This window comes from Pseudomonas graminis (genome assembly GCF_001705435.1).
In the GTDB taxonomy this organism is placed as follows: domain Bacteria; phylum Pseudomonadota; class Gammaproteobacteria; order Pseudomonadales; family Pseudomonadaceae; genus Aquipseudomonas; species Aquipseudomonas graminis_B.
Window position 1 is genome coordinate 130,709 of sequence record NZ_MDEN01000059.1, and the last position, 23,409, is coordinate 154,117.

Annotated in this window: 17 protein-coding genes; 12 read left to right on the forward strand and 5 right to left on the reverse strand. The window is 60.8% G+C overall.

Features of this window, described 5'->3' with window-relative positions:
- Positions 1-191: 191 nt before the first annotated feature.
- The 8 genes from BBI10_RS08805 to BBI10_RS08840 are packed head-to-tail and all read left to right on the forward strand — an operon-like array spanning position 192 to position 9,454.
- On the forward strand, positions 192-635 hold the full coding sequence (locus tag BBI10_RS08805) for a cupin domain-containing protein (protein ID WP_065988077.1): 444 nt from the start codon (positions 192-194) through the stop codon (positions 633-635).
- Positions 635-2,143 (forward strand): methionine--tRNA ligase, encoded by a 1,509-nt coding sequence (locus BBI10_RS08810; protein WP_065988078.1) that lies wholly within the window; start codon positions 635-637, stop codon positions 2,141-2,143. Before BBI10_RS08805 ends, BBI10_RS08810 begins: the two co-directional genes overlap by 1 nt.
- Positions 2,144-2,163: 20 nt before the next feature.
- Positions 2,164-3,288: an NAD(P)/FAD-dependent oxidoreductase gene (locus BBI10_RS08815; protein WP_065988080.1), complete on the forward strand. Its 1,125-nt coding sequence runs from the start codon at positions 2,164-2,166 to the stop codon at positions 3,286-3,288.
- Positions 3,285-4,232, forward strand: coding sequence for an ABC transporter substrate-binding protein (locus BBI10_RS08820; RefSeq protein WP_065988082.1), 948 nt, complete (start codon positions 3,285-3,287; stop codon positions 4,230-4,232). Before BBI10_RS08815 ends, BBI10_RS08820 begins: the two co-directional genes overlap by 4 nt.
- A gap of 54 nt (positions 4,233-4,286) precedes the next feature.
- Positions 4,287-5,645, forward strand: a complete 1,359-nt coding sequence (locus BBI10_RS08825) for a SidA/IucD/PvdA family monooxygenase (protein WP_065988084.1) — start codon at positions 4,287-4,289, stop codon at positions 5,643-5,645.
- Positions 5,642-6,661, forward strand: a complete 1,020-nt coding sequence (sbnA, locus tag BBI10_RS28330) for a 2,3-diaminopropionate biosynthesis protein SbnA (RefSeq protein WP_065988086.1) — start codon at positions 5,642-5,644, stop codon at positions 6,659-6,661. The genes BBI10_RS08825 and sbnA overlap by 4 nt, the downstream gene beginning before the upstream one ends.
- The gene (sbnB, locus tag BBI10_RS28335) at positions 6,654-7,661 is read left to right on the forward strand and encodes a 2,3-diaminopropionate biosynthesis protein SbnB (RefSeq protein WP_065988087.1); all 1,008 of its coding nucleotides are present in this window, start codon (positions 6,654-6,656) and stop codon (positions 7,659-7,661) included. The genes sbnA and sbnB overlap by 8 nt, the downstream gene beginning before the upstream one ends.
- The gene (locus tag BBI10_RS08840) at positions 7,652-9,454 is read left to right on the forward strand and encodes an FAD/NAD(P)-binding protein (RefSeq protein WP_065988088.1); all 1,803 of its coding nucleotides are present in this window, start codon (positions 7,652-7,654) and stop codon (positions 9,452-9,454) included. Before sbnB ends, BBI10_RS08840 begins: the two co-directional genes overlap by 10 nt.
- Before the next feature lie 254 nt (positions 9,455-9,708).
- Here the strand turns inward: BBI10_RS08840 and BBI10_RS08845 are convergent, their stop codons facing one another.
- The 5 genes from BBI10_RS08845 to lpdA all read right to left on the reverse strand — a co-directional run bounded on the left by BBI10_RS08845 (position 9,709) and on the right by lpdA (position 16,889).
- Positions 9,709-10,410: a substrate-binding periplasmic protein gene (locus tag BBI10_RS08845; RefSeq protein WP_167355783.1), complete on the reverse strand. Its 702-nt coding sequence runs from the start codon at positions 10,408-10,410 to the stop codon at positions 9,709-9,711.
- 204 nt (positions 10,411-10,614) lie between these two features.
- Complete coding sequence (locus BBI10_RS08850) at positions 10,615-11,898, reverse strand: hypothetical protein (protein WP_065988090.1); 1,284 nt, start codon at positions 11,896-11,898, stop codon at positions 10,615-10,617.
- Positions 11,899-11,911: 13 nt separating this feature from the next.
- Positions 11,912-13,216, reverse strand: a complete 1,305-nt coding sequence (locus tag BBI10_RS08855; RefSeq protein ID WP_065988094.1) for an O-antigen ligase family protein — start codon at positions 13,214-13,216, stop codon at positions 11,912-11,914.
- Between the two features lie 457 nt (positions 13,217-13,673).
- A complete protein-coding gene (locus tag BBI10_RS08860) occupies positions 13,674-15,293 on the reverse strand; it encodes a glucan biosynthesis protein D (protein WP_065988095.1) in 1,620 nt (539 codons plus the stop codon).
- Positions 15,294-15,488: 195 nt separating this feature from the next.
- Entirely contained in the window at positions 15,489-16,889 is a 1,401-nt protein-coding gene (gene lpdA, locus BBI10_RS08865; RefSeq protein ID WP_065988096.1) for a dihydrolipoyl dehydrogenase, read from the reverse strand.
- Positions 16,890-17,307: 418 nt separating this feature from the next.
- On the opposite strand from lpdA, the gene hflK reads away from it, so the two are divergent.
- From hflK to BBI10_RS08885, 4 genes are all read left to right on the forward strand, one after another.
- Positions 17,308-19,275 (forward strand): protease modulator HflK, encoded by a 1,968-nt coding sequence (gene hflK / locus BBI10_RS08870; protein WP_065988097.1) that lies wholly within the window; start codon positions 17,308-17,310, stop codon positions 19,273-19,275.
- Positions 19,276-19,286: 11 nt separating this feature from the next.
- Positions 19,287-20,327 carry a protease modulator HflC gene (hflC, locus tag BBI10_RS08875; RefSeq protein ID WP_065988098.1) on the forward strand — a complete coding sequence of 347 codons (1,041 nt, stop codon included), beginning with the start codon at positions 19,287-19,289 and terminating at the stop codon, positions 20,325-20,327.
- Entirely contained in the window at positions 20,324-21,391 is a 1,068-nt protein-coding gene (locus BBI10_RS08880) for an SPFH domain-containing protein (RefSeq protein WP_065988101.1), read from the forward strand. The genes hflC and BBI10_RS08880 overlap by 4 nt, the downstream gene beginning before the upstream one ends.
- Before the next feature lie 71 nt (positions 21,392-21,462).
- A complete protein-coding gene (locus tag BBI10_RS08885; protein WP_244160330.1) occupies positions 21,463-23,343 on the forward strand; it encodes a cation-translocating P-type ATPase in 1,881 nt (626 codons plus the stop codon).
- Positions 23,344-23,409 lie beyond the last annotated feature (66 nt).

The following is a 23,409-nucleotide window of genomic DNA, read 5'->3' on the forward strand; positions in this document are numbered from 1 at the left end:
TGATCAACGTGTTGATTATAAAAACAATTAAGCCGAGACCCGTTAAGTCAGACTTAACCGCTGATTGCGGATTTCTAGTTTGCCCCGCCACTTACTTTTCTTCAGTTTATTCCTTAGCTAATACGCGCCCGTCAGCTCAGCCTGGCGCCGATAAAACAGCGAGCAGGATGCTCCGGCTGAAGGAAAACCCCATGACTGATTTCGATATTTTTCGTCCCATGGCGTGGGACAAACTGGTTCATGAATATGACCTGGATGGCGCAAGGCTGCTGCCGTGGAATGGATATCCGACGCCCATCGGCGGCGGCTGGTGTGTCGTGCGGCCCCACACCAAATCCTTGTCCCACACGCAGATAGACCAGGAATTCTTTATCGGCATCAAAGGGACCGCACAGTTGATCGTCGGGGATCGAACGTACCCGTTCACCATGGGCGACATTGCTGCCATTCCCAAACACACCGATCACTATGTATTTAACGACACTGACGAAGACTTCCACTTCTACGTCGTATGGTGGGATCGCGAATCCGCCAATCGCTTCCTCGATGAAGACGCCCGGCAGGCCGTGGCCGCCAATGAGTTCGCCCTGCACAAAGCGACGGTTCATGACGTGTCCGATCAGAGGGCGTCGTGATGGGCAAGTTGCTGGTTACGATCACGCCGCCGACCCCCAATGGTGATTTACACATTGGTCATATGGCGGGGCCTTTTCTGGCAGCGGACATCTATACCCGGGCCCAACGCCAACGCGGTCACGATTGCACCCTCGTCTCATACTCCGATGACTATCAATCCTACATGCTGCGGCGAGGAATCGAGCTGGACCAGGCGCCTCAAACACTGGCGCTGGAGAACACTGACAAGATCAACGACACGCTTGAGAAGATGGGCATCCAGGTGGATTTCTGGATGCGCCCGTTCGGCAACAGTTACTTCAAGAACGCCGTGGAGGAGATGTACGAGTACGCGGTGAAGGCGGGGGCCATTTACAAAAAAGTCAGCCCGGAACCGTATTGCGAGCACTGTGATAAGTGGGGCTACGAAGCCTTCGGGCGGGGCAATTGTGATCACTGTGGCTCAGACTCGGATGCCAGCCAGTGCGAAGAATGCGCCCATACCCCCAATGCCTCGAAGATGAGTAACTTCCGCTGCAAATTATGCGCGGCGCCTATGATCTGGCGGCCGATAGAGCGTGAGTTTCTGGCGCTGTCGAACTTCCGTAACCACCTCAAAAGCACATTCGAACATACGCCGCTGCGGCCTTTCATTCGCCGCTTTCTGGAGGAAGAATTCGACATCGGCCCGGCGGACTGGGGCATAACCCGTCCCTACGACGGCGGACTGGATCTCAAGCCCGATGGCAGCCGGCGCATACACACCTGGGTCATGGGCCTGTCCGGTTACCTGGCGGCCTTCCGCGAATACACCAATGAACACAAGCTTGCGCCGTGGGAGTACGACGAATACTGCCGCTCCGGTAAAGGCCGGCTGGTGCACTTTCTGGGTTACGACTGCGCCTTTAGCCACATGATGGTTTACCCCTCGCTGCTGCAGACCATGCACGGCTATCGCCTGCGCCAGACCTTCTACACCAACCAGTTTCTGACCTTGAACGGCAAGAACCTTTCCACCAGTCGCAACTATGCGATCTGGGCGCGGGACCTGGTGGCAGACGCCTGCACCGACAGCGCACGCTTCTATCTGGCGCTGATCGCGCCGGAGCAGGACACGGATGATTTCGATGTCGAGAAGTTCTCCGCCTGGCGTGAGCAAACCTTCAACGAGGTGCTGGTCAAGCTGGCCGCCCAGGCCGAGCGCGAACGGGTGGACGGCGACAGCCTGAAAGTCAGTGCGGCGGACGCGGCGGCCCTCAAGATTCTGGTTGCGCGCTGGTTCGAAGTGACGTCGGTGGATCACTTCAGCATGAAGGGCCTCGCGGTGCTGCTGTCGGACATCATCAACGCCGCCCGTGATCGGCAGACCCTCGGCAAGCGGATTCTGCCGTACATGGCCCTGATCGGTGCCATCGGCGCACCCGTGTTCCCGGACTTGGCGAAACAGATCCTGCGCTATTGCCGTTTTACTGAAAACGAAGTCCTGCAGCAGCTGGTGTATGTCAGTGCGGTCGAGTACGAAATCTGACCGAGAGGCGGGCGACGACGATGAAAACTTCATTTGATGTGATCGTGATCGGAGCCGGCATCATGGGCGCTTCGATCGCAGCGGCACTGGTTGAAAGCGGCCTCGATGTGGCGCTGATGGAGAAAGGCATCGCTGGCGCCCAGGGCGCAACGCGGGACACGGGCGGCATCGTTCGCGGTCTGGAGCTGGACGCCACGTTGCGTCCCTTGACTCGCCGCGGATCACTTTACGGCAATCCAGGCATCGTCCACGGCCTCTATGAGAGCGCACTGAATCGCAGTGGCGTCGCTTACATCGCCAGCGCCGAAGTGTGTGGGCAATACCTGGAAGCGGTGGACAGCGATGGCTGCGAAAGCATTGAGCTGCACGCGTCTGTCGACGCGCTGGATAACGGGCGTTTCTCGCCGTTTTGTGTCGGCGAATGCCTGCTTATTGAACGCAATGGCGGCACGGTCGATGCTCGCGTCGCGGTGTCGAATCTATGCCGCTACGTCAGTGAAAAAGCGACGTACCTCGATCACCTGGCCGTCGACCGCTGCGTCGAACTGGACGGCTATGTTCAGGTTCATGCCGGCAAGCTGTGCCTGGAAGCGACATGGGTCGTCGATGCCTGCGGTGCCAGTGGCCCGATGCCCCGGCCGCACAACGCCGTGCACGCGCGGACGATTCCGTTCACGCGCTTCGGCTGCGACCAGGCCCCGAGCATGCCGATCATTACTCACCACCTGAATACCTACCTGCTCCCGCTGGGACGCAATCTCGTGCAAGTGGGCGGCCAGCGGCGCCAGCGCGCAGAACATGCGGATCAGCTGAACATGGCGCCGCTGGATAACGAGCAAGACGTCATGGACCGAGTGTCTCGTCTCGGCTACGACAGGCACCACAGTCTGCCGGTGGTCACGCAGGTGGGCTGGGACGCGTACACCGAAGACGGCCGCCCCGTGATTGGCCGTTCCAGCGCTAAGAGCCACCTGTTTCTCGCCACCGGGTTTTGCGGCATCGGCTTCAAAATGGCACCGAATGTTGCCGAGCTGCTGGCGCTCGAGCTGGGTGGTTTGATGTCCGGTGTGTCGATGGACGAGGCTTACCGATCGGTCATGGAAGCGTTCCGCCCTTCGCGGTTCGCCGAGGTGGCGTTGTCATGATGCGCCTGGGTATCTGCGCGGCACTCGACGTTGGCACCACGCTGCACGCGCGCGGTTTCTTGCGCAGCGTGTACCTGTCCAGCCACCTGTTCCCCCATGTGCGACGCGCGCGACATTTTTACTTTGATGACGGCGCGAGCGCGGAGGGCGGCCGTGCGGCGGCAAGGCATTTCATCGACGCGAAGGTGGATGCTGTGATTGGTCACTTCGCCTCGGACTCTGCCGCCGCTGCGGCAGAAAGTTATGCACAGGCCGGCATTCCGCTGATCTTGCCAGCATCCACCTGTGCAGCGTTGACCGGCGTTGGGAAAACCACGTTTCGCCTTTGTGCCTCTGATCGACTCTTGGCAACGCGCCTGATCGAATTCGCCGAATCTGAAGGGCTGCGCCGCCTCGCTGTGCTTACTGATCCGAGCCTGCACGGGCGCCAGCAGATGCATGAACTTCACGCAGCGGCGACGTTATCCACAGTCAATCTGGTGGGCGATGTGAATAACGCCGACGCCCTGGTTTTCTGCGGGCGATTGAAAGCAAGCCGGCAGTTCCTTGTGGATAACCGTGCTGTTGGCTGTGGATTGCCGATCTTCTTCACCGACGATGCCGCGTCTCCTGCGCTGGTGGATGGAATGGCGCAAACCGGCACGGTGTACGTCATCAGCTTTCCGATCGCGGGCGACTTGGCCGAGGCGCAGTCATTCGATGCGACTTATCAACAGATCTATTTCGAACAGGCGCCGGTATACGCCGTCGAGACGCTTGCAGCGTTTGCCCTGGTGGACCGAGCCGCCGCTGATGAGCGCGGACTGCTGGACGCACTGCGCCTTGATCACTTTGCCACACCTGCCGGCCCGGTCAGTTTCAGCGACGGGGAGAACGATTACGCCCGGGTGTCGCTGTGGGTCTACACCGACGAGCATGTCCATGAGCGGCGGCTGCTGTGTTGAAGCGTCCTGCCCAAAAGCTCGCCACATCTTTTGCAACTTTCAGGAAGAATGACCATGACTCAGTATGAAATCGAAGGTGTGCGTGAAACGCTGGACGTCGTCTCGATCGGCTTCGGCCCGGCCGGTATCGCACTGGCCTGTGCGCTGGAGGATGAGGCGGAAGATTGCGGCCGAAAGCCTTTCCAGCGCGTGCGCTTCTTCGAAAAAGGGCGTGATTCAACCTGGCATGGCGCGTTTCTGCTGGCGGGCACCGACATCAACCACCATGTCTTTCGAGACCTGGTGACGCCGCGCAATCCGCGCAGCCGCTTTTCCTTCGCCATGTACCTGAAGGAAAAGGGTCGTCTGCATAAATTCGGCTTGCTCGGGCGTCCGGCCAGCCGGGTGGAATGGTCTGACTACATCGCCTGGGTCGCCGCACAACTCAAGGACTACGTTGCCTACGACGAAGGCGTGCTCGACGTGTTGCCGGTGGCGGAAAAGGGCATCTTGAAGGGCGTTGATGTCGTCACTGCAAAAGGCACCTATCGCACCAAGCGGCTGGTGCTTTCCCACGGCAGCCTGCCCCGGATACCGGAGCCGTTCAGCGCGCATCTCGGCGGTCGTGTCTTTCACACGTCCCGGTACCTGAAAAACATCCACCTCGGCGGCGGTCCCATCGCGCAGCGGTGGCTGGTGCTGGGCTCGGGTCAAAGCGCGGGGGAGGCGGTCACCCACCTGCTCGGCGCCGCGCCCACCACGCAGGTGCATTCGGTGCACCGCGGCGTGGGTTTCAAGGTGGGACAGCTCGGGCAGTTTCCCAACATGGCCTTCCTGCCAGAGCACATCGACTATTTCCACGACCTTGAGCCCGGCAGACGCAGCCGGGTATTCGAAGAGATCCGGTCGACCAATTACGCAGGCATCGATGTCGACGAGAGTCAGGCGCTTTACTCCTTCCTGTATGAAGGCGAGGTGACGGGACACCGACGTCTGAATCTGCATGCGTGGTCCGAAGTGACTTCGGTGGAAAAAGTGGGCGATGCCTATTCGGTGGTGCTGCGTGACAGCAATGCTGGTGTTGAAACTGTGCTGTATGTCGACGGCATTGTCCTGGGTACCGGCTACGAGCAGCTCGCCGTGCCACCGCTGCTGACCCTGCTGCAACCCTGGCTGGTCCGCGATGAGGACGGCACGCTGGCGGTCGACCGTTATTACCGGGTTGCCCTGCAGCACAGCGAGGGCGTGCAGATTTTGGCGAACGGCACATCGGAAAAAACCCACGGCATCAGCGACGCCCAGTCGTTTTCCATGGTTGCCTTACGGGCGCAGCACCTGACCGATGCGCTGCTGGCGACCCAACCCCGGCAGCACGCGCCGCGGGTGACCATGCCGGGCTACACCCGGCCCGCACCCGTCGAGGCGCGGCCATGAATTTCATCTCCCACATCGTCGGTGATTCGAACTTCGTCAGGGTAAAAGGCCTGGGTTTTGAAAACCTGCATCTGAAGCTCGAGTCCTGCAACCCTGCCGGCTCGATCAAGATGAAGACAGCCATCGGCCTGATCGACTCCTTTACCGAGCGCCGACTTATCCACAAGGACACGGTGCTGATCGAATCTTCGTCCGGAAATCTCGGCGTGGCGCTGGCAATGATCTGCGCCGAGCGCGGCTACACCTTCTGCTGTGTCGTTGACCCCAACACCAACCTGCACAACATCAAGATGATGGAAGCCTTTGGTGCGCAGATCGTTATCGTCACCGAGCGCGATGACAACGACGGCTATCTGGGCACGCGCATTCGTTACATTCGCGATGCCGTAGCCCGCGATCCCCGGCATCTGTGGCTTAACCAGTACAGCAATCCGGCCAACGCCAAGACCCATGAACACACCACGGCGCGGTCGATTCATATCGCCTTTCCGGCATTGGATTACTTGGTGGTCGGCGCCGGAACGACCGGCACCTTGATGGGCTGTGTGCAGTATTTCCGCAAGCATTCGCCGCGCACCAAGATCATCGCGGTAGACAGCGTTGGTTCGGTGACTTTCGGTCAGGCGACCGGCCCGCGCTTCATTCCAGGACTCGGCTCCAGCCAGACGCCGCCGATCTTCCGCGCCCACCACCTGCACAAGCAGCAAGTGGTGGATGAGCGCGCCACCGTCGCCATGTGTCGCTGGCTGGCGAAATCCAATGGCGTGCTGGCGGGCGGTTCTACCGGGACCGTGGTGGCCGGGCTGGCAGCACCCTCGCTGGGAATTCCCAAAGACGCCGTTGTCGTGGCGATATCACCGGACGCCGGCGAGCGCTATCTGGAGACCATCTACAACGATGAGTGGGTCATGCAGAAGTTCGGGCGCGCAGAGTTGACCGCGCTGGGTTCGCAGCCGATCACTCGGTATCTGAAGCAGTACGTTCACACCTTCGAGGGAGAAGCGCTGAATGTCTGACTTCCATGTGATCCCCGGCGCTGTCATCAAAGACATCCTCGACAGCCACGCCCACGACATGGTGCGGCGCATCGAGCAGGTGTATCTGCAGCACCATGACGGCCAGACGCTCAACCCGGACAGCTACTTTCTGCGTTTCCCTCAACAACCTGCCAACCGGATCATCGCGCTGCCAGCGGCGCTGGAGGGAGAGGACGCCGTGGCCGGGATCAAGTGGATCTCCAGCTTCCCCGGCAACGTCGCGCAGCAGAAACCGAGGGCATCAGCCGTGGTCATCCTCAACGACCCTAACACCGGCTATCCCTATGCGTGCCTGGAAGGGGCACAAATCAGCGCGGTGCGCACGGCAGCGTCGGCGGTGTCAGGCGCTTACTGGCTCAACGGTCAGTCACGCAAGGCCGCGTCCGTAGGATTTATCGGTGCCGGAGTGATTGCCCGCAACATCGCCAGAATGCTCTGCGTCGAAGGGTGGGACATCGGCCACGCCGTTGTGCATGATTTCGACCTAGCGTCTGCGGATGCTCTGACTGGCTTCATCGAAAATACCGATTTATGCACAGCCCGCACCGGGTCATTGGAGGAAGCGCTCGCGGCAAATCTGGTGATCTTCGCCACGACAGCTGGCGAGCCCTACGTCAAACCGCCAATGGCGTTTCGCGCCGGGCAGGTCGTGCTGAACATTTCGTTGCGGGACATCGCGCCGCAGTTGCTGCTGGAGGCGAACAACCTCTGTGACGACATCGAGCACTGTATGAAGGCCAATACGTCGCCGCACCTGGCTGAGCAACTCACCGGCGGACGCGCTTTCATGAACGGCACGCTGGCTGGCCTCATCCGCGGCGAGGTCGAGCTTGACCCCGCAAAGCCCTCGATTTTCTCGCCGTTCGGCTTGGGCGTACTCGACCTGGCGCTGAGCAAATTCATAGTTGATACCGCGCTGGCTGACTCCCGTGGCGTGGCTATTGAATCGTTCTTCGGAGAAACCCTGAGATGGAACTGAGCGCAGCGCTGGCGGCCGAAAAGTTATCCCCAGGTGCGGAAAAGCCTGGTATCAGCGTCGGTATCGTCGGGTGTGGCTCACGCGGCCTTACGGTGCTGGAGCGTATCTGTGCGCTGGCGGTCAATACGGCCCGGCGCATCGAAGTAAACGTATTTGACCCCCAGGCACCGGGGCCGGGCTTACATGCCGTCGATCAACCTGAATACCTGATGCTCAACACCGTTGCCTCGCAGATCTCGATGTTTCCGGACACGGCCGCACTGGACGGAAAAGTGGGACGCCAAGGACCCGACTTCTACGAATGGTGCCTGCGTTTTAAATCTGCAGCGCGCAGCGTACAGCCCAATGAGTTCCTGCCACGGAGCTGGCTGGGGGAATATCTGGCGTGGACTTACAAGGAAGTCATTCGCAGTCTGCCGACAAACGTGCGCGTCATTCAACATCCTCACGCTGTGGATAACATTGAACATACAGATATGGGCCGGTTTGTTCTGTCCACAGCCGAGGCAGAGCGCTCTGTGGATTGGTTGGCGATCACAGTAGGGCATGCGCGTGAGTTGCGGGATGACCATAAGGAGCTGCCCGGATGGCTAGCCATCAACCGACACTCTGATTCGCGCGGTGTTGAGTTATCCACAGAAGCGGTTGGCATCGAAGGATTAGGCTTGACCGCCATGGACGTTGTGGCCGGTTTGACGGTCGGACGCGGAGGCCAATTCAGCAAACGGGCGGAAGGCTTGCACTACGAGCCCAGTGGACAAGAGCCGCGTATCTATTTGTTCTCGCGCAGCGGTCTGCCGTACCGCACACGACCGGACATCGTGCCCCATCGGACTTCGAATGCGGCGCTGATTTTTACACTGTCGGCTGTCGCTGATCTGCGAACGGAAAACCCTGCCGGACTGGATTTCGAGCAGCAGGTCCTTCCGTTGATCAAAGCTGAAATGGTCGCGGAATACTTCGGAATGATCGCCTCTCAAAAGAGCGAATCGGCAGTAAGGATCAAGGCGGAAATTGCGCGAGCGTATGACTCAGGCCAGCTTGAAGCGGTGTCCGCTGAAATGGCATCACGTTTTCAAGCGCCGCCACTAGACGAGGCTGTGTATAACCCCCATGTGCCAAGCATTGACGCATTGGATTATCCCCAGGTCATGCGCGCATTTATTGAAAGCGACATTGCGCAGAGCTGTTTAGGGCTCGATGCAAGCCCTATCAAAGCCGCGATTGAAGTGTGGAGAAGTTGTCGTGAGCAGCTGCGTCGGGTTGTGGATAACCGCGGGCTGACCAGCATTTCACGCAGTGTCTTCTTCGAAAAGTATGCGCCTCATGTCAATAGAATGGTGGCCGGGCCGCAGAAGGAACGTCATCAGGAGCTGCTAGCCTTGGCCGACGCGGGGGTTGTCCACTGGGTGCGACATTCTCAAGTTATCCACAGTGATGACGGAGCACGGACCGCAGTGCTTCTCGCTGGCAATCTGACTGTTCCCTTAAACAGAATTATCAAGGCCCACGTCAGTACCCCCTGTGACGTATCGTCGCTGCCAACGATCCTTCGCTCGTTAAAAAGCAACGGAATTATCCACAGCCTGACCGAAAATGGAGAGGGCGTGCTGGTCGACAGTCAAGGCAAAGCCCAGCCTAATCTGTGGATAACCGGCCCTCTTGTCGAAGGCTCTACTTATTACAACCACTACGTCCCGTCCTCGGGCAGCTACTCCCGGGCCTTCGTCGACGCCGACCGAATCGCCCGCGAGATGTTGGGGTTGAATGTGGAAGTCAGGGCAATAGTTTGAGCGCCGTCTTCGCAGTAACAGCGACTAACCGTGAAAAGAGGCCTTGATTCAATAAACCCATGTCCATATAGTTTTTTCACTAGCCACGGGATACGCGGGTGCATGCACCTCCCCCCGAGGACAGACGAAGTAACAAGAACCCCACCTCACGGTGGGGTTTTTTTTGAGGTCGGCATTGTACTTTCGAGCTCTGGGATGCGCGCTGCCTACTGTTCCACGGTTACAAAATTGCTGGCTCATTGATCTGGCTGCTTTCACTTCGCCGCCTTCGCCCCAGGCAAATACTTGCGTCGAATCCGCTCCAGCTCGCCCGTCTTGTTCAGACTGTCGATCGCGCTGTTGATCTGCGGCAACCACGAGGCGTATTGCGGCTGGAGCTTGAACACCAGCGGCGCTTCGCTGAGTCGTGCGCCCTGGACGAACTGGCCGGGATCCAGGTCATGGGCCGAAGTTACTTCATCAAAGATGTCGTCGACCATGGCGATGGCATCCACGCGCCTGCTCTGGAGCAACTTGATCAGCGCTTCATCTTGCGATGTTTCCAGCCGGCTCAAACGGCGCGCCTCGATCGCCGGGTCCAGTGCCCGATAGTTGTAGCCCCGAACCATGCCGATCGTGAGGTGCTCCAGTTGTGCGATGGTCTGGCCGCGGGCAGGGTGATTGGCCAGAAAGTACAGGTGCTCTTTGACCGTGGAATAGGGCTTGGAGAACACGTATCGACGTTGCTCCTCGGGGCTGTTCCAGATCAGCGCGTCGGCAAAGTTGATATCGATCTCGCCCTTGCGCAGCATCGCCTGCAGGCGGTTGACCGGGTAGATCACGAAGGTAACGTCAATGTTTGCCAGTTTCATCACGCGCCGCGAGATGTCGATGGAGATCCCTTCCAGGTGACCGTCCTTGTCTTCATAGGCATACGGCTTCGACTGAGCTCCGCCCGCGACGTACGGTTCAGCCACTGCTGGCAGCATGAGTAGCCCAAGCAACCCGCCAACGATGAATCTTCCTCGAAGCCCCATACGTTCCTCCGGCAGTGTGTCTGCCCAAGGTCGTAAAATAGCAGTAAGACATGTCCAGTAAATGTCGTATTGCCACTATCTGGATCTGCAGCACATAAAAAAACCCGCGCTGACAGGTCAGGCGGGTTTGCACAGGTGCGGTCGTCAGGCGTCTGGACTTAGGCGAATGACTTTCGGAAACTCCGTCAGCGTCAGTCGGGCCGAGCAACGCTGGGCATCGCACACCCACTGCTGCGCGGAGTCGGTCATGCCTTTATCCGGCGTTTGCGTATCGAGGATGCGCACCGGTTTATTTTTCATGGCCGCGGCGCTGATGCTGAATTCGTGTTCGCGACCGCTGACCCACGCCACCATAATCCGCTCGCGGCCATTGCTGAATGCCAGTTGGAAGACGCCGTCGGACTGGAGGCTGTTTGCCGGCTCGTAGTTGAAATCAGGCAGATAAGGGCTGATGGCCTTGAGCACCGAATAAGCCGGTTTAGCGCGCAGATCGGCATCAAGCAGGCCGAAATTGTGCTCCTGCTCGGTGCGGTTGGTGCCATCGTTGATCAGGTCATACCACCACATGCCTTTGACGTTCGGCAGCGTGCGAATGAGGAAGTACGCACGCGCCAGGTACGCAGACTGGCGCTCGGCGCTGACGCCGCAATTGCCATTGTGGCTCGGCCAGCTCATCTCGGTCAGATACAGCGGCACCGGCCTGCCGACCTTGGCGCTGATTCGACGGTCCAGATCTCGCATCCAGCCGATCCAGCTCTCCGGCGTGTTGCGGTAGCTGCCTTCGCAGTGCACATACGGGTGCAGCGAGAGGCCATCGGCGTACTTCATCACCCCTGCAGCCAGGATGCGGTCAACGAAGCCACTCTTGATGCCCATGCTCGTTACGGCACCGGCGAGTACGAGCGCCTGGGGGTTATTCTTGCGAATGATCGGTGCCGCGTCCCGGACCAGCGTCACGTAGTCATTGCTCAAGCGCGGATCGGCCGGGCCGTCCAGGTCCCACTCGTTCCAGACCTCATAGAACCTGACCGGATTGCCCAACTGGCGAGTGAGGTAGTCCACGTATTTCAGGTACGGAATCTTGACCTCAGGCTTGCGGGGCTTGGCGCCGCCCTGATACGAACTGCCGTAGCCGAGAATGACCATCGGGGCAAGATTCAGCCCCTTGGCAGTGCTCAGCCATGCGCGCCACGGCGCAATGATCTGCATCTGACCCCGTACAGGTTCGGCCGTAGACCAGAAGGCGTCATCGCGAATGGACGTGACGCCAGCCGCTTTCGCCATCTGAAGACTGCGCAGCGGTTGCCCGGTGTTATTCATCGAATGGGTGGCAACGCCTACGATAAAAGGCTCGGCCATGGCGACATTGGCAGCGCACAGGGCGGCCATCAGTGCCAGGCCGCTCAGGCCGATGCTGCGAAAGCTCATAGGAGTGCCTCAGTCAACTCAGGCCCGGCAGGCCATTCCACGTGGGCAACTCATGGGACTTTGGGGCCGGTTGTCTAACCCGCGATTTCATGGCCAGCGCATGGCCGATTGCCATGCCCAGGAACATGTTGGCGAGGGTAACTTCCAGCGTATCGGTCGTCCAGCTGACAATGCAGATGCAAAAACCCGTCACCAGCAACGCCTGGCCGTAACGGCTGACGCTGTCGGCCAGGATGAAAAACAACGGGAGGTGCAGGGCGTAGAGAAACAGCCCGACCAGTCCAAACGTCGCCCACAGGTAAACCACGGTGCTGTCGGTAACCATGAAGATGTCGGCGCCGGGCACCGGGAAGGCGGCCACGGCACTGCCAACCAGCCCGAAGCCAACACCGGTGAGCGTTCGATCATCGTCCATCAGCGTCCGAATCACGTTGGGCCAAGTGTTGATCAACCGGTCATAGATAGATGCCAGCGAACTGGTGGCCGAAATTTTGTTGGCATCGAAGTCGGTCATCATCGCCACGAAGGGCAGCGACATGCCGAGTACGACCGCGACAACGATGGTCGCCCGTGCTGTCCAGCGAAACCGCAACATCAGCAGCAGGCCGGTACCGCCAATGAACGCCAACGCTGGCGCCTTGCTGGTGGTCAATATCACGCCGGCGAGGCCGATCACGCAGACTGCCAACCCGAGCAACTTCGAGCGCAGGGTCGCCATCAGGTACAGGCTGAGAACCGAGATGATAATGGCCAGTGAACTGGAGATTCGCGCGAATCCAGCCGGGCGGTCCATGTCTTCGGAGGTCCATGCGGTGTTGGCGCTCAGCTCGGTGCCGCCGACGGTGTAGCTGTAGCCCTTCCACGGCAGACTGACGTACCGGTCGAGGGCAATCCCGCCCAGCGAAGCCAGCAGGCACAAGGCAATCGCCCACATGAACAGGCGCTTGTGGCGAATGATCTGGTCACCGCAGGCGATCCCGAACAGCAGCGGGCTGATCCCGTACAGCGCAAATGCGAAGTTCCCGGCCTGGGCGCCATTCAGCGCTGCCCATCCCGCCGACAGCAACAGCACCAGCAGGCTCAGCCAGACCCCCGGCCCGGCTTTGAAGCTGCGCAGCTCCAGTGCGAAGAACAGCAGACACGCGACCTTCGGGGCATAGAGCAATACGGAAATGCCTGCCTGATCCAGATAGAAACGCAGAGCCCCGTTGAAGGTCTCGACCAGCATCAGGCTGATCGCAACCAGCACGATCGCCGTGGATTTATCGAATGACAGCAAAGAAGGTTTTTCAACGTAAGCGGGGGAAGTCGACATCATGTGCAGCCCCTCGGGAGCATTTGTACGTGTGATAAGCGTCAGCGTGCGAGCAGGCCGCCGGGCGGAAAAGCTACTGCCCGGAGGAGCGGCAATGGCCGTCGATGGCATGCAATCGCGATGATTTTTGGGAGTCGCAGCGGGGGAGGAGAAGGGCGTTTCCGTCCCCTCGCAAACGGCACGACAGGGATATATCAGCCGCAGATCGGGGGGCTGTCAATCAATTAGTCAAATTTACGGACATATTTAGTGGTGGCTAAATATCATGAATCGTAAGCCATTGATTCTTATAGCAGATAGAAAATTGACGCTGTTAAAAAGAGAAGAAATCCCGGTATGGCGACGGCTTTCTATGACTCATTTTCGTTACAAGTGCGACGCATTCACCGCTGAATATTCAGCGGCGAATACGCCGTCTTGCGAGCAAGCTGAATGCCGCTACGCCATTAGCTGATCACACTCAGGTGTAGCGGCGCTTGTCCGGTGCGGGAGGGAAATACTGATACAGCCAGGTTTCACTCAGCGTGCGGTCACCGGTTTTGATGAACATGCGCATCTCCACCGGCTCCACGGAGTCGCTGGTCGGGTACCAGTCGAACGTCACGCGGAAACCCTTGATGTCGGGCAGTACCAGCACATTGAAATCCTGGATTTTGCCGTGGGACACGGTGACCACCGGCTCGATGCCCGAACCTTCCGGCAGTCGGTCCAGCCCGCCGCCGTTGAAGTCCACGGCAAAGCGCCGCGCCCAGACTTCCGGGTAGTGTTCGCCCGGCGCCCAGCCTTCGATGAACCCGCCCATGCCTGAACGCGTCGCGTGCACTTGAGCCAGTGGTGTGCTGACCGGAGGCAGCGGGCTCCAGTAAAGCTTGTAGCCATAATTCATCGACATGCCGGCCTTGACCGGCACTTTCGGGTTCCAGAACGCGACGATGTTATCCAGGGTTTCACCCGTGGTCGGCAGTTCCAGCAAATCGATTGAGCCCTCGCCCCAGGCCGTCGTCGGTTCGACCCACAGGCTCGGCCTGCGGTGGTACCAGTCCACGGTGTCCTGGTAGGTCTTGAAGTCATGGTCGGTCTGCACCAGGCCAAAGCCTTTCGGGTCTTTGTCGGCGAAGGCGTTGAACTGGATCTTGGCCGGATTATTGAGCGGGCGGCAGATCCATTCGCCATTGCCGCGCCACATCGCCAGCCGGTCGGAGTCGTGGATCTCCGGGTGAAGGGTGTCGCACATGCGGCGCTCGTGTGTGCCGCAGCTGAACATGCTGGTCATGGTCGCAATGCCCAACTGCTCGATGTCGGCTCGGGCATTGATGTGCGCATCGATGTCCATCACCACGCGGTCGGCCTGGCAATCGATGTCGAAGCGGTACGCGCCCGTCGCGCTGGGAGAGTCCAGCAGCGCGTAGACCACAAAGCGCGTGGCGTCTTTGGTCGGTTTCTCGAACCAGAATTGCGTGAAGTCAGGGAATTCTTCGGGGCGATGGGCGTAGGTGTCGATCGCCAGACCCCGGGCGGAAAGACCGTATTGCTTGTTGCTGTCGATGGCGCGGAAGTAACTGGCGCCCAGGAATGACAGAACGTCGTTGATGGCGATCTCGGGGGCTTTGAACAGCTTGAACCCGGCAAAGCCCAAGTCGCCCTTGAGCTGACTCTGGTCGATGCGACTGGCTTCGTAGTTGAACAGCTCAGGGCGGAAATGCACTTCACGCGCCTGCTGGGTCGCCGGGTCGACGCTGTACATGCGCACCGGCGTCTTGAACCCTGCGCCGACGTGGAAGAAATGCACGTCCAGTTGGCCTTTCACGTCGTTCCACAGTGAGTGACCGGCGTCGTACTTGATCGCATTGAACTGCTGAGGCGTCATGTTCGCCAGGGTAGGCGGCAGGTTCTGCTTGGTGCTGACGTAAGGCTTGCCGGCCATCTGTTTGGCGTTGTCCTGCAAGGTCTTGAAGTCAAAGTGTTCGATGTCGCCATCGGCCGCCGCAGCCAGCGCGCGTGCCGCATAAAGACCTGAGGCGGGCAGCGCGCTATAGGCTGCCAGCGCCATGGACGCTTTCAAGAGATTCCTGCGATTCATATGGTGAAGCCTCTGAAGATGCTGTGCCTTCCTGCACAAAAAAGTGCGCTTTCCCAATCCTTGCTGAACGCAAATTACCAACAAACAGATAACAATCTCGGCATCTTGTTCGCGCAACGGGGAAAAAAATCGTTTCAGGGCACAACCTGTTTTGCTTCAGCGTCTTGCTCGCGCGGCCGATTTTGGCCGCGCACTTCAAGCCTGCGTGGTATGTCCCCCTACGGCCATTGCCGCTTGGCGCAGCGCCTCGGACCTTGTCGGATGGGGGTGGCAGGTCAGGGCGATGTCTTCAGCAGAGGCCGCGAACTCCATCGCCACGCAGTACTCGGCGATCATCTCGCTGACGCTTGGGCCGACGAGGTGTACGCCAAGAATCTCGTCAGTGCGCTCATCCGCCAGCACTTTCGCGAAGCCGTCCGTTTCGTGATTGACCCTGGCGCGGCTGTTGGCGCTGAACGGGAATTTGCCGACTTTGTAAGCGCGACCTTCCTCCTTCAGTTGCTCTTCCGTCTTGCCGACGCTGGCCAGTTCGGGCTGGGTGTAGATGACATTGGGGATCAGGTTGTAATTCAGCTCACCCTTCTTGCCAACAATGCGCTCGACACACACGCCGGCTTCGTCCTCCGCCTTGTGCGCAAGCATCGCGCCGGACGTGACGTCGCCAATCACCCAGATGCCCTCCACCGCCGTGCGATGCCCCGTGTTGGGCAGGACGCCGCGCTTGTCTACTTCCAGCCCGACGGTTTCCAGGCTCAGTCCTTTCGTCACCGGGCGACGGCCGATGGACACCAGCACGTAGTCCGCTTCGATCTGTTCGGCTTCGCCTCCGGCGGCGGGTTCCACGGTCAGGGTGACGCCGGTTTCCGCGGCGACGGCAGAGGTGACCTTCGAGCCGAGTTTGAACGCCATCCCCTGACGCGACAGTGAGCGATGCAGCGTCTTGCCCGCCTCAAGGTCGGTGCCGTGGGCGACATGGTCGAGAAATTCGACCACCGTCACCTTCGCCCCCAACCGCCGCCAGACCGAGCCCAGCTCGAGACCGATGACCCCCGCGCCAATCACCACCAGATGCCTGGGCACTTCGCTCAACGACAGCGCGCCGGTGGAATCGAGAATACGTTTGTTGTCGATGGTCACGCCTGGCAGGGGCGTCGGCTCGGAGCCGGTGGCAATGATGATGTCCTTGGCGGTCAGCTCGGTTTCGACACCTGCAGCATCGGTGACGATGACCTTGCCGGGCCCGGCGAGGCGGCCCCAACCCTTGATCCACTCAGCCTTGTACTTGCGAAACAGAAACTCGATGCCCTTGGTCAGGCCTGTCACGCTTTCAGCCTTTTGCGCCATCATCCGGGTCAGGTTCAGTGTCGGCGTGACCTCGATGCCGAGCTTCTTGAATTCCTCGCCCGTCGCCGCCTCATACAGCTCCGAGGCGTGGAGCAACGATTTGGAAGGAATGCATCCTACGTTCAGGCATGTGCCGCCCAGCGTTTCACGGCCTTCGATGCACGCCACTTTCAGGCCTTTCTGGCCCGCATGGATCGCCGCGTTGTAGCCGCCGGGGCCGCCGCCGATGATGACAACGTCGTAGTGACTCATGAACGTACTCCTCGAGGAATCCAGCAATGGAGGGAAGCGTAGCCGTGTCTGGACAAATGTCGCACATCACCTGGACGGCTTAAATGATGGCTGTAATATTTCTCCCCGGGTACTTCAAAGTCAAGTGCGTGGCCCCGGCGCTATTCCTCGCGCATCTCGCAGGACCGGCTTTAGCGGCGAAGGCGCCTTCGGTCTGGTCGGGGATGTGAGCCAATGCGACTGCAGTGAATGTTCACCTGTCTGCTGGCTGTCTGACCCCGCATTCAGGGCTGCGCAAATGAATAATCAGACGAAAATTTCACGACTTCTGTTATATCGTAACGCCCTGTGTCAGCGTGGCTGTAAGCAGTGCCACGTAACGCCTGCGAGCGGGCGGGAGGGGTGATGATTACAGCGTTAAACGGGCTTTGGAGTTTCAATGCGGGTTGATCTGGATGATGAGGGCGCTGCACCGTCAAGCCTGCCACGGTTTCAGCGAGCGGCTGTGCAATCGCGGCGTCTTTCACGGCTGACGTATCTGACAGGAGCGGTGGGCGTCATCGGCCTGGTGGTGTCGCTTTTTGTTGACCTCTTTTCTCCCAACTCGCTGTGGACGGCAGTGCTGACCAACAGTGCCGCGAGCCTGTTCGTGCTGGCGGCGGCATTGCAGTCGGCGCACGTGGTCAGCCAGTGGCGCGCCGACGTCATCGCACCCCCTTCCGCAGCGGCTTCTGGCGATGAAGCGCTGCTTCACACCGAAGAGCAGGGCTGGTACGACCGCGTGCTCGGCCGCATCAGCGGCGCCGGCACCTCAATGGTCGGCCAGGTTGGATTGCCGGTGTTCTGGCTGGCGGGCTGGACGTTGCTGTCGCTGATCAGTATTGGTCTTATCTGGAACCTTGCTTTGGCAGGCAGCAATGTCGGCCTTGTCGGCAACGTGGTCGGCGGCCTGCTGCTGTTGATCGGGTTTGCGCTGCTGGTGCTGGAGCGGCAATTCAGCAATGAGTCCGAGGCAGGTTGGCCAGAAGCCGAGCAGTTGGCGCAGATCACCAAGGTCGCCATCGGTACGCTGCTGATCACGGCGTTCTGCCTGTTTTTCTCCTCCGTCGATCGCGTATGGCCCGCCCGGCTTGCGGTGTTGATTGGCCTGTTGCCTGGGCTGGTCGCCATCGAGTTACTCATCCGCGCGTTCTTGTCCGTCTTCAGCCCGCGCAATGAGCGTCTAGAGCCGCGCTTGATCGCCAGCAGCTTCGTCGCCGGTCTGTTGCGCTGGCCACCACGCCCGCTGCTCGCGCTGCAAAACGAATTGCACAACCGTTTCGGCATCGACCTGCGGCAGATCTGGGCGTTTACCTACATGCGCCGCGCCTTTCTGCCGGTGATGGCGGTCATCGTCGGTTTGGGCTGGTTGCTGAGCGGTGTTCACGAAATTCCCATGCAGGGCCGTGGCATTTACGAGCGGTTTGGCAAACCGGTTGGAGTCCTGGAGCCCGGTCTGCATGCCGGTTTGCCCTGGCCGTTCGGAACAGTACTGGCGGTGGAAAACGGTGTGGTCCACGAGCTGGCGACCAGCGTCGCGGAGGGGGCGGGCGCCGAGCTGACCCTTGACCCTGCCGAAGGCCCGCCGCCTGCCATTGCCAACCGGTTATGGGACGCCACGCACATCAATGACAAGTCGCAAGTGATCGCCAGCGGCTCCGGTGCCAAGCAGAGCTTCCAGATCGTCAACATGGACGTACGCTTTGTGTATCGCATCGGTTTGACGGACGAGGCCGCACTGGCCGCAACGTACAACAGCGCCGACATCCCCAGTCTGATTCGCAGCACCGCCAGCCGCGTGCTGGTGCACGATTTCGCCTCGCGCACCCTCGATGAATTGCTCGGTGAGCAGCGCAATGATCTGGCGGCTGACATCGGCGATGCCGTACAGCGGGACCTGAAAAAACTCGACAGCGGCGTGGAGATTCTCGCGACCGTGGTCGAGTCGATTCATCCACCAGCCGGCGCAGCCAATGCCTATCACGCGGTCCAGGCCGCACAGATCAGCGCCCAGGCACTCATTGCCCGGGAGCGTGGCGCGGCGGCCGATCAGGCCAATGTGGCGCAATTGCACGCCAGCATGGCCCATGACCAGGCGGCCGCGAGTTCGCGGGAAGTCATGGCAACGGCGCAAGGTGCGGACTTGCGTTTCAGCGCCGAACGACAGGGCTACGCCAAAGCGGGCCAGGCGTTCCTGCTGGAGCAGTACTTCAGTCAGCTGACCCAGGGCCTGACCCACGCCAAATTGCTGGTACTGGATCATCGGCTCGGTGGCACCAGCGCGCCGACCATCGATCTGCGTTCCTTTACCCTCCCGGTCGACCCCGCAGCGTCGACCCCGTCAGCTGAACAGCCCTCGGCTGAATAAGGAGTCGTCTCTTGAGTCTGTTTCATTCCCACGATCACCACGACCATTCCGGTCACGACCACGCAGGCCATGGTCATGGCGGCCACCATCACGGTCATCACCATGGCGAAGCCTCCGGCCCTGCTGTCTTTCCGTGGCGTCGTGCTGCGTTGGCAGCGGTGCTGATTGCCTTCGCGGTCGCGGCGGCGAGTCTGGTGCAGGTGCGCTCCGGGGAGGCGACGGTCATCACGCGCTTCGGCAATCCGGCGCGGGTGCTGCTCGATCCCGGCCTGAGCTGGCGCTGGCCGGCGCCATTCGAAGCGGCGATCCCCGTCGACCTGCGTTTGCGCACCACCTCAAGCGGCTTGCAGGACGTCGGCACCCGTGACGGCCTGCGCATCATCGTTCAGGCGTACGTGGCCTGGCAGGTGCAGGGCGATCCGGACAACGTGAAGCGCTTCATGCGCGCCGTGCAAAACCAGCCGGACGAAGCGGCCCGGCAGATCCGCACCTTCGTCGGCTCGGCGCTGGAAACCACCGCCGCGAGTTTTGATCTGTCGAGCCTGATCAACACTGACGCCAATCAGGTGCGCATCGCCGATTTCGAAAACCAGCTGCGTCAGCAGATCGATAAGCAACTGCTGACCACCTACGGGGTTCGCGTCCTGCAAGTGGGTGTTGAACGTCTTACGTTGCCGTCGGTAACCCTCAACGCGACGGTCGATCGCATGCGCGCCGAGCGCGAGACCATCGCCACCGAGCGCACCGCCATCGGCAAACGCGAGGCGGCGCAGATCCGCTCTGCCGCCGAACGCGACGCGCGGATTGTCGAGGCCGACGCAACCGTGAAAGCCGCCGACATCGAAGCGCAATCCCGCGTTGAAGCGGCGCAGATTTACGGTCGCGCCTACGCCGGTTCACCGCAGCTGTACAACTTGCTGCGCTCGCTGGACACCCTCGGCACCGTGGTGGGGCCGAGCACCAAACTGATTCTGCGCACCGATGCCGCGCCGTTCCGTGTCCTCGTGGACGGCCCGCCGACCCTGGATGGCAAGGCTGGAACGCAGCCATGACCGAGCAAGACACGGCGCACATCGAGCGGCCGGTGGTGAACAGTCCATGGCTGCAGGCCAGCCGGCTGGCGTTTTTGGGGCTGTATGTCGTGACCCTGCTGGCAGCGCTCGGCTGGGCTGTCTCCAATGTGCGGGAAATCGACCCACAGAACCGCGCCGTGGTGTTTCGCTTCGGTGAGATGGATCGCGTGCAGAACGCCGGTTTGCTGCTGGCCTGGCCGCAGCCGTTTGAGCAAGTGGTGCTGTTGCCTTCTGCTGACCGCGTGATTGAGCGCCATGTCGAAACACTGATGCGTTCACCCACTGCGTTGGCGGCCGACAAGATCACCAGTTTTGCGACGCCGATGAGCGACGCACTGGCAGGTTCGGGTTATCTGCTTACGGGCGACGCCGGTGTCGTACAACTCGACGTGACGGCGTACTACAAAGTGACGGACCCACGGGAGTTCGTGCTCCAAGGCGAACACGTGCTGCCGGCACTGGACCGTCTGGTCAATCGCAGCGCCGTCAGCCTCACGGCGGCGCGGGATCTGGACACCATTCTGGTGGCGCGTCCCGAGCTGGTGGGCTCTGACAGCCAGTCTGCCGAGCGTCGCGAACGCCTGCGCGGCGATCTGGTGCAGGGCATCAATACGCGGCTTGGCGAGCTGACGGCCACTGGCGTGGGTCTGGGCGTTGAAGTCGTGCGTGTCGACGTGCAGTCCAGTCTGCCGGCTGCGGCGGTGAATGCGTTCAACGCGGTGCTGACTGCCAGCCAGCAAGCCGATCAGGCCGTGGCGAACGCGCGCACGGACGCAGAGAAACTCAACCAGACCGCCAATCAGCAGGCCGACCGCACGCTGCAGGTCGCCCATGCCCAAGCGTCTGAACGGCTGGCCAAGGCGCAGACCGACACCGCAGCAGTGACCGGCCTGGCGATGTCGATCCAAAACAAGAGCGATCCCGGATTGCTGCTGCGGATCTACCGCGAGCGGGTGCCGGCCATCCTGAAACAGGCGGGTTCAGTGACCACGGTCGACCCCCGCGACGATTCCCGCCTGATCATTCAGGGAGCTGACAAATGAGTGGCGAAGCCGTACACAACCATTCCCACGACCCTGCTCACTCGCATGCCGAGCCCGACGCGCCCGGCAGCATGCTCACCAGCCGTGAACAGCGAAGCGCAGCCCGACAGTTGACGCTGGCGATGCTTGCCCTCGGCCTGCTCGCGCTGGGGCTGGTGTGGCGATTTTTCTCGCCCGAGCAAGTCGGCGTCAGCCAGTTGCTGTTGGGCGCCGCCTCGCTGTTGGTCGCCATCCCGGTGGTCAGCGCCGGCTGGCACAGCTTGCGGTACCCCAGCCTGCACGGCATTACTGACCAATTGATCGCACTGGCCATGCTGGGCGCGTGGGCGACGGGCGATTTGATGACCGCCGCGTTGCTGCCGATCATCATGATTTTCGGCCACGTGCTGGAAGAGCGCAGCGTGATCGGCTCCCAGGAAGCCATTCAGGCATTGGGCCGTCTGACCCGCAGCCACGCCCGGCTGATCGATAAGGATGGCTCCATTCGCGAAGTCGACAACGGTACGCTGGTGGCCGGTGATCGCGTCGAAGTGCGCGCCGGTGACCGTGTCCCGGCCGACGGCTTGGTGGTCTCGGGGCAGGCCAGCCTCGATACGGCGCCCATCACCGGAGAGTCGGTTCCGCTCGAAGCGCGCGCCGGCATGGAAGTCTTCGGCGGTGCGATCAACCTCGACGGGCTGCTGCGCATCGAAGTGACGCGCATTGGCAACGAGTCGACCCTGGGCAAGGTCATCGCACTCATGCAAAGTGCCGAACGCTCCAAACCGCCCATCACTCGCCTGTTGGAAAAGTACGCGGGCAGCTACATGGTGCTGGTGCTGCTGATTGCGGCCGTGACCTGGTTCATCACCAATAACGCCCAGGCCATGCTGGCGGTATTGGTCGCTGCCTGCCCTTGCGCGCTGGTGCTGTCAGCGCCGGCGACAGCCATCGCCGGTATTGCAGTCGCCGCGCGTCACGGCATTTTGATCCGCAGTTCGGCTTTCCTTGAAGAACTGGCCGACCTCACTTCACTGGTCGTCGACAAGACCGGCACGCTGACCTACGGCAGTTTGCGTCTGCAATCGGTTCAGGCCGAGGAGGGCGCGGGCGACGACGTCATTGAGCTGGCGGCAAGCCTGGGCTCGGCGAGCAGCCACCCGGTCAGTCGCGCGCTGGCCACGTTGGTGGACAAGGATCATCTGCTCCCACTGGACGACATTCGAGAGCGCCAGGGGCTGGGCGTGGTTGCGCAGACCGCGCGGGGTGAAGCCGCGTTGGGGCGGCCTGAGCTGTTCGCGCAGATGGGCATCGCGACCTCGCCGATCCCCGATCACGATGGCCCGATTGCCGGGCTCGCGGTCAATGGCCACTTCCTGGCCTGGCTGCTGCTGGCCGACAGCCTCAAGCCCGAGGCGCGTCAGGCGCTCAGTGAACTGCGCGAACTGGGCATGGGTCGGCAGTTACTGCTGACGGGGGATCGCCAGAGTGTCGCCGACAGCCTCGGTCAGGAGGTCGGCATCAGTGATATCCACGCCCAGGCGTTGCCCGAGGACAAGCTGAATCGGGTGCTGAGCGAAATCAAAAAAGGCTTTCGCCCGATGGTCGTCGGCGATGGCATCAACGACTCCCTGGCGCTCAAGGCCGGGGTGGTTGGCGTGGCGATGGGCGCGGGCGGTGCGGATATCGCGCTGGCCTCCGCCGACATCGTGTTGATCGGCAGTGATCTGCGCCGGCTGGGCACCTGTGTGCGGCTGAGCCGTCAGTGTCGCCACACCCTGCAAGTGAACGTGATCATTGGACTGGGCTGGACGCTGGCCATTGTCGCCATGGCGGCTTTCGGTGTGCTGGGTGCCGCAGGCGCCATGATCGCGGCGGTTTTGCATAACCTCAGCACGCTGCTAGTGCTGGGTAATGCTGGGCGACTGCTGCGTTTCCACGAGCCCATCGCGAAGTTTCACAATCCTTCCTAAGCCATATTCCCCGGCGCCTGCATCGAAAGCGCCGGGTTAGAGGGCTCCCCTAAGTATTAAAATTCG

Excerpts from the sequence above, each read along its gene's own strand:
- BBI10_RS08805 (WP_065988077.1), top strand. The coding sequence starts at position 192 with ATGACTGATTTCGATATTTTTCGTCCCATGGCGTGGGACAAACTGGTT.
- BBI10_RS08810 (WP_065988078.1), top strand. The coding sequence starts at position 635 with ATGGGCAAGTTGCTGGTTACGATCACGCCGCCGACCCCCAATGGTGAT.
- BBI10_RS08815 (WP_065988080.1), top strand. The coding sequence starts at position 2,164 with ATGAAAACTTCATTTGATGTGATCGTGATCGGAGCCGGCATCATGGGC.
- BBI10_RS08820 (WP_065988082.1), top strand. The coding sequence starts at position 3,285 with ATGATGCGCCTGGGTATCTGCGCGGCACTCGACGTTGGCACCACGCTG.
- BBI10_RS08825 (WP_065988084.1), top strand. The coding sequence starts at position 4,287 with ATGACTCAGTATGAAATCGAAGGTGTGCGTGAAACGCTGGACGTCGTC.
- sbnA (WP_065988086.1), top strand. The coding sequence starts at position 5,642 with ATGAATTTCATCTCCCACATCGTCGGTGATTCGAACTTCGTCAGGGTA.
- sbnB (WP_065988087.1), top strand. The coding sequence starts at position 6,654 with ATGTCTGACTTCCATGTGATCCCCGGCGCTGTCATCAAAGACATCCTC.
- BBI10_RS08840 (WP_065988088.1), top strand. The coding sequence starts at position 7,652 with ATGGAACTGAGCGCAGCGCTGGCGGCCGAAAAGTTATCCCCAGGTGCG.
- BBI10_RS08850 (WP_065988090.1), bottom strand. The coding sequence starts at position 11,898 with ATGAGCTTTCGCAGCATCGGCCTGAGCGGCCTGGCACTGATGGCCGCC.
- BBI10_RS08855 (WP_065988094.1), bottom strand. The coding sequence starts at position 13,216 with ATGATGTCGACTTCCCCCGCTTACGTTGAAAAACCTTCTTTGCTGTCA.
- BBI10_RS08860 (WP_065988095.1), bottom strand. The coding sequence starts at position 15,293 with ATGAATCGCAGGAATCTCTTGAAAGCGTCCATGGCGCTGGCAGCCTAT.
- lpdA (WP_065988096.1), bottom strand. The coding sequence starts at position 16,889 with ATGAGTCACTACGACGTTGTCATCATCGGCGGCGGCCCCGGCGGCTAC.
- hflK (WP_065988097.1), top strand. The coding sequence starts at position 17,308 with ATGCGGGTTGATCTGGATGATGAGGGCGCTGCACCGTCAAGCCTGCCA.
- BBI10_RS08880 (WP_065988101.1), top strand. The coding sequence starts at position 20,324 with ATGACCGAGCAAGACACGGCGCACATCGAGCGGCCGGTGGTGAACAGT.
- BBI10_RS08885 (WP_244160330.1), top strand. The coding sequence starts at position 21,463 with ATGCTCACCAGCCGTGAACAGCGAAGCGCAGCCCGACAGTTGACGCTG.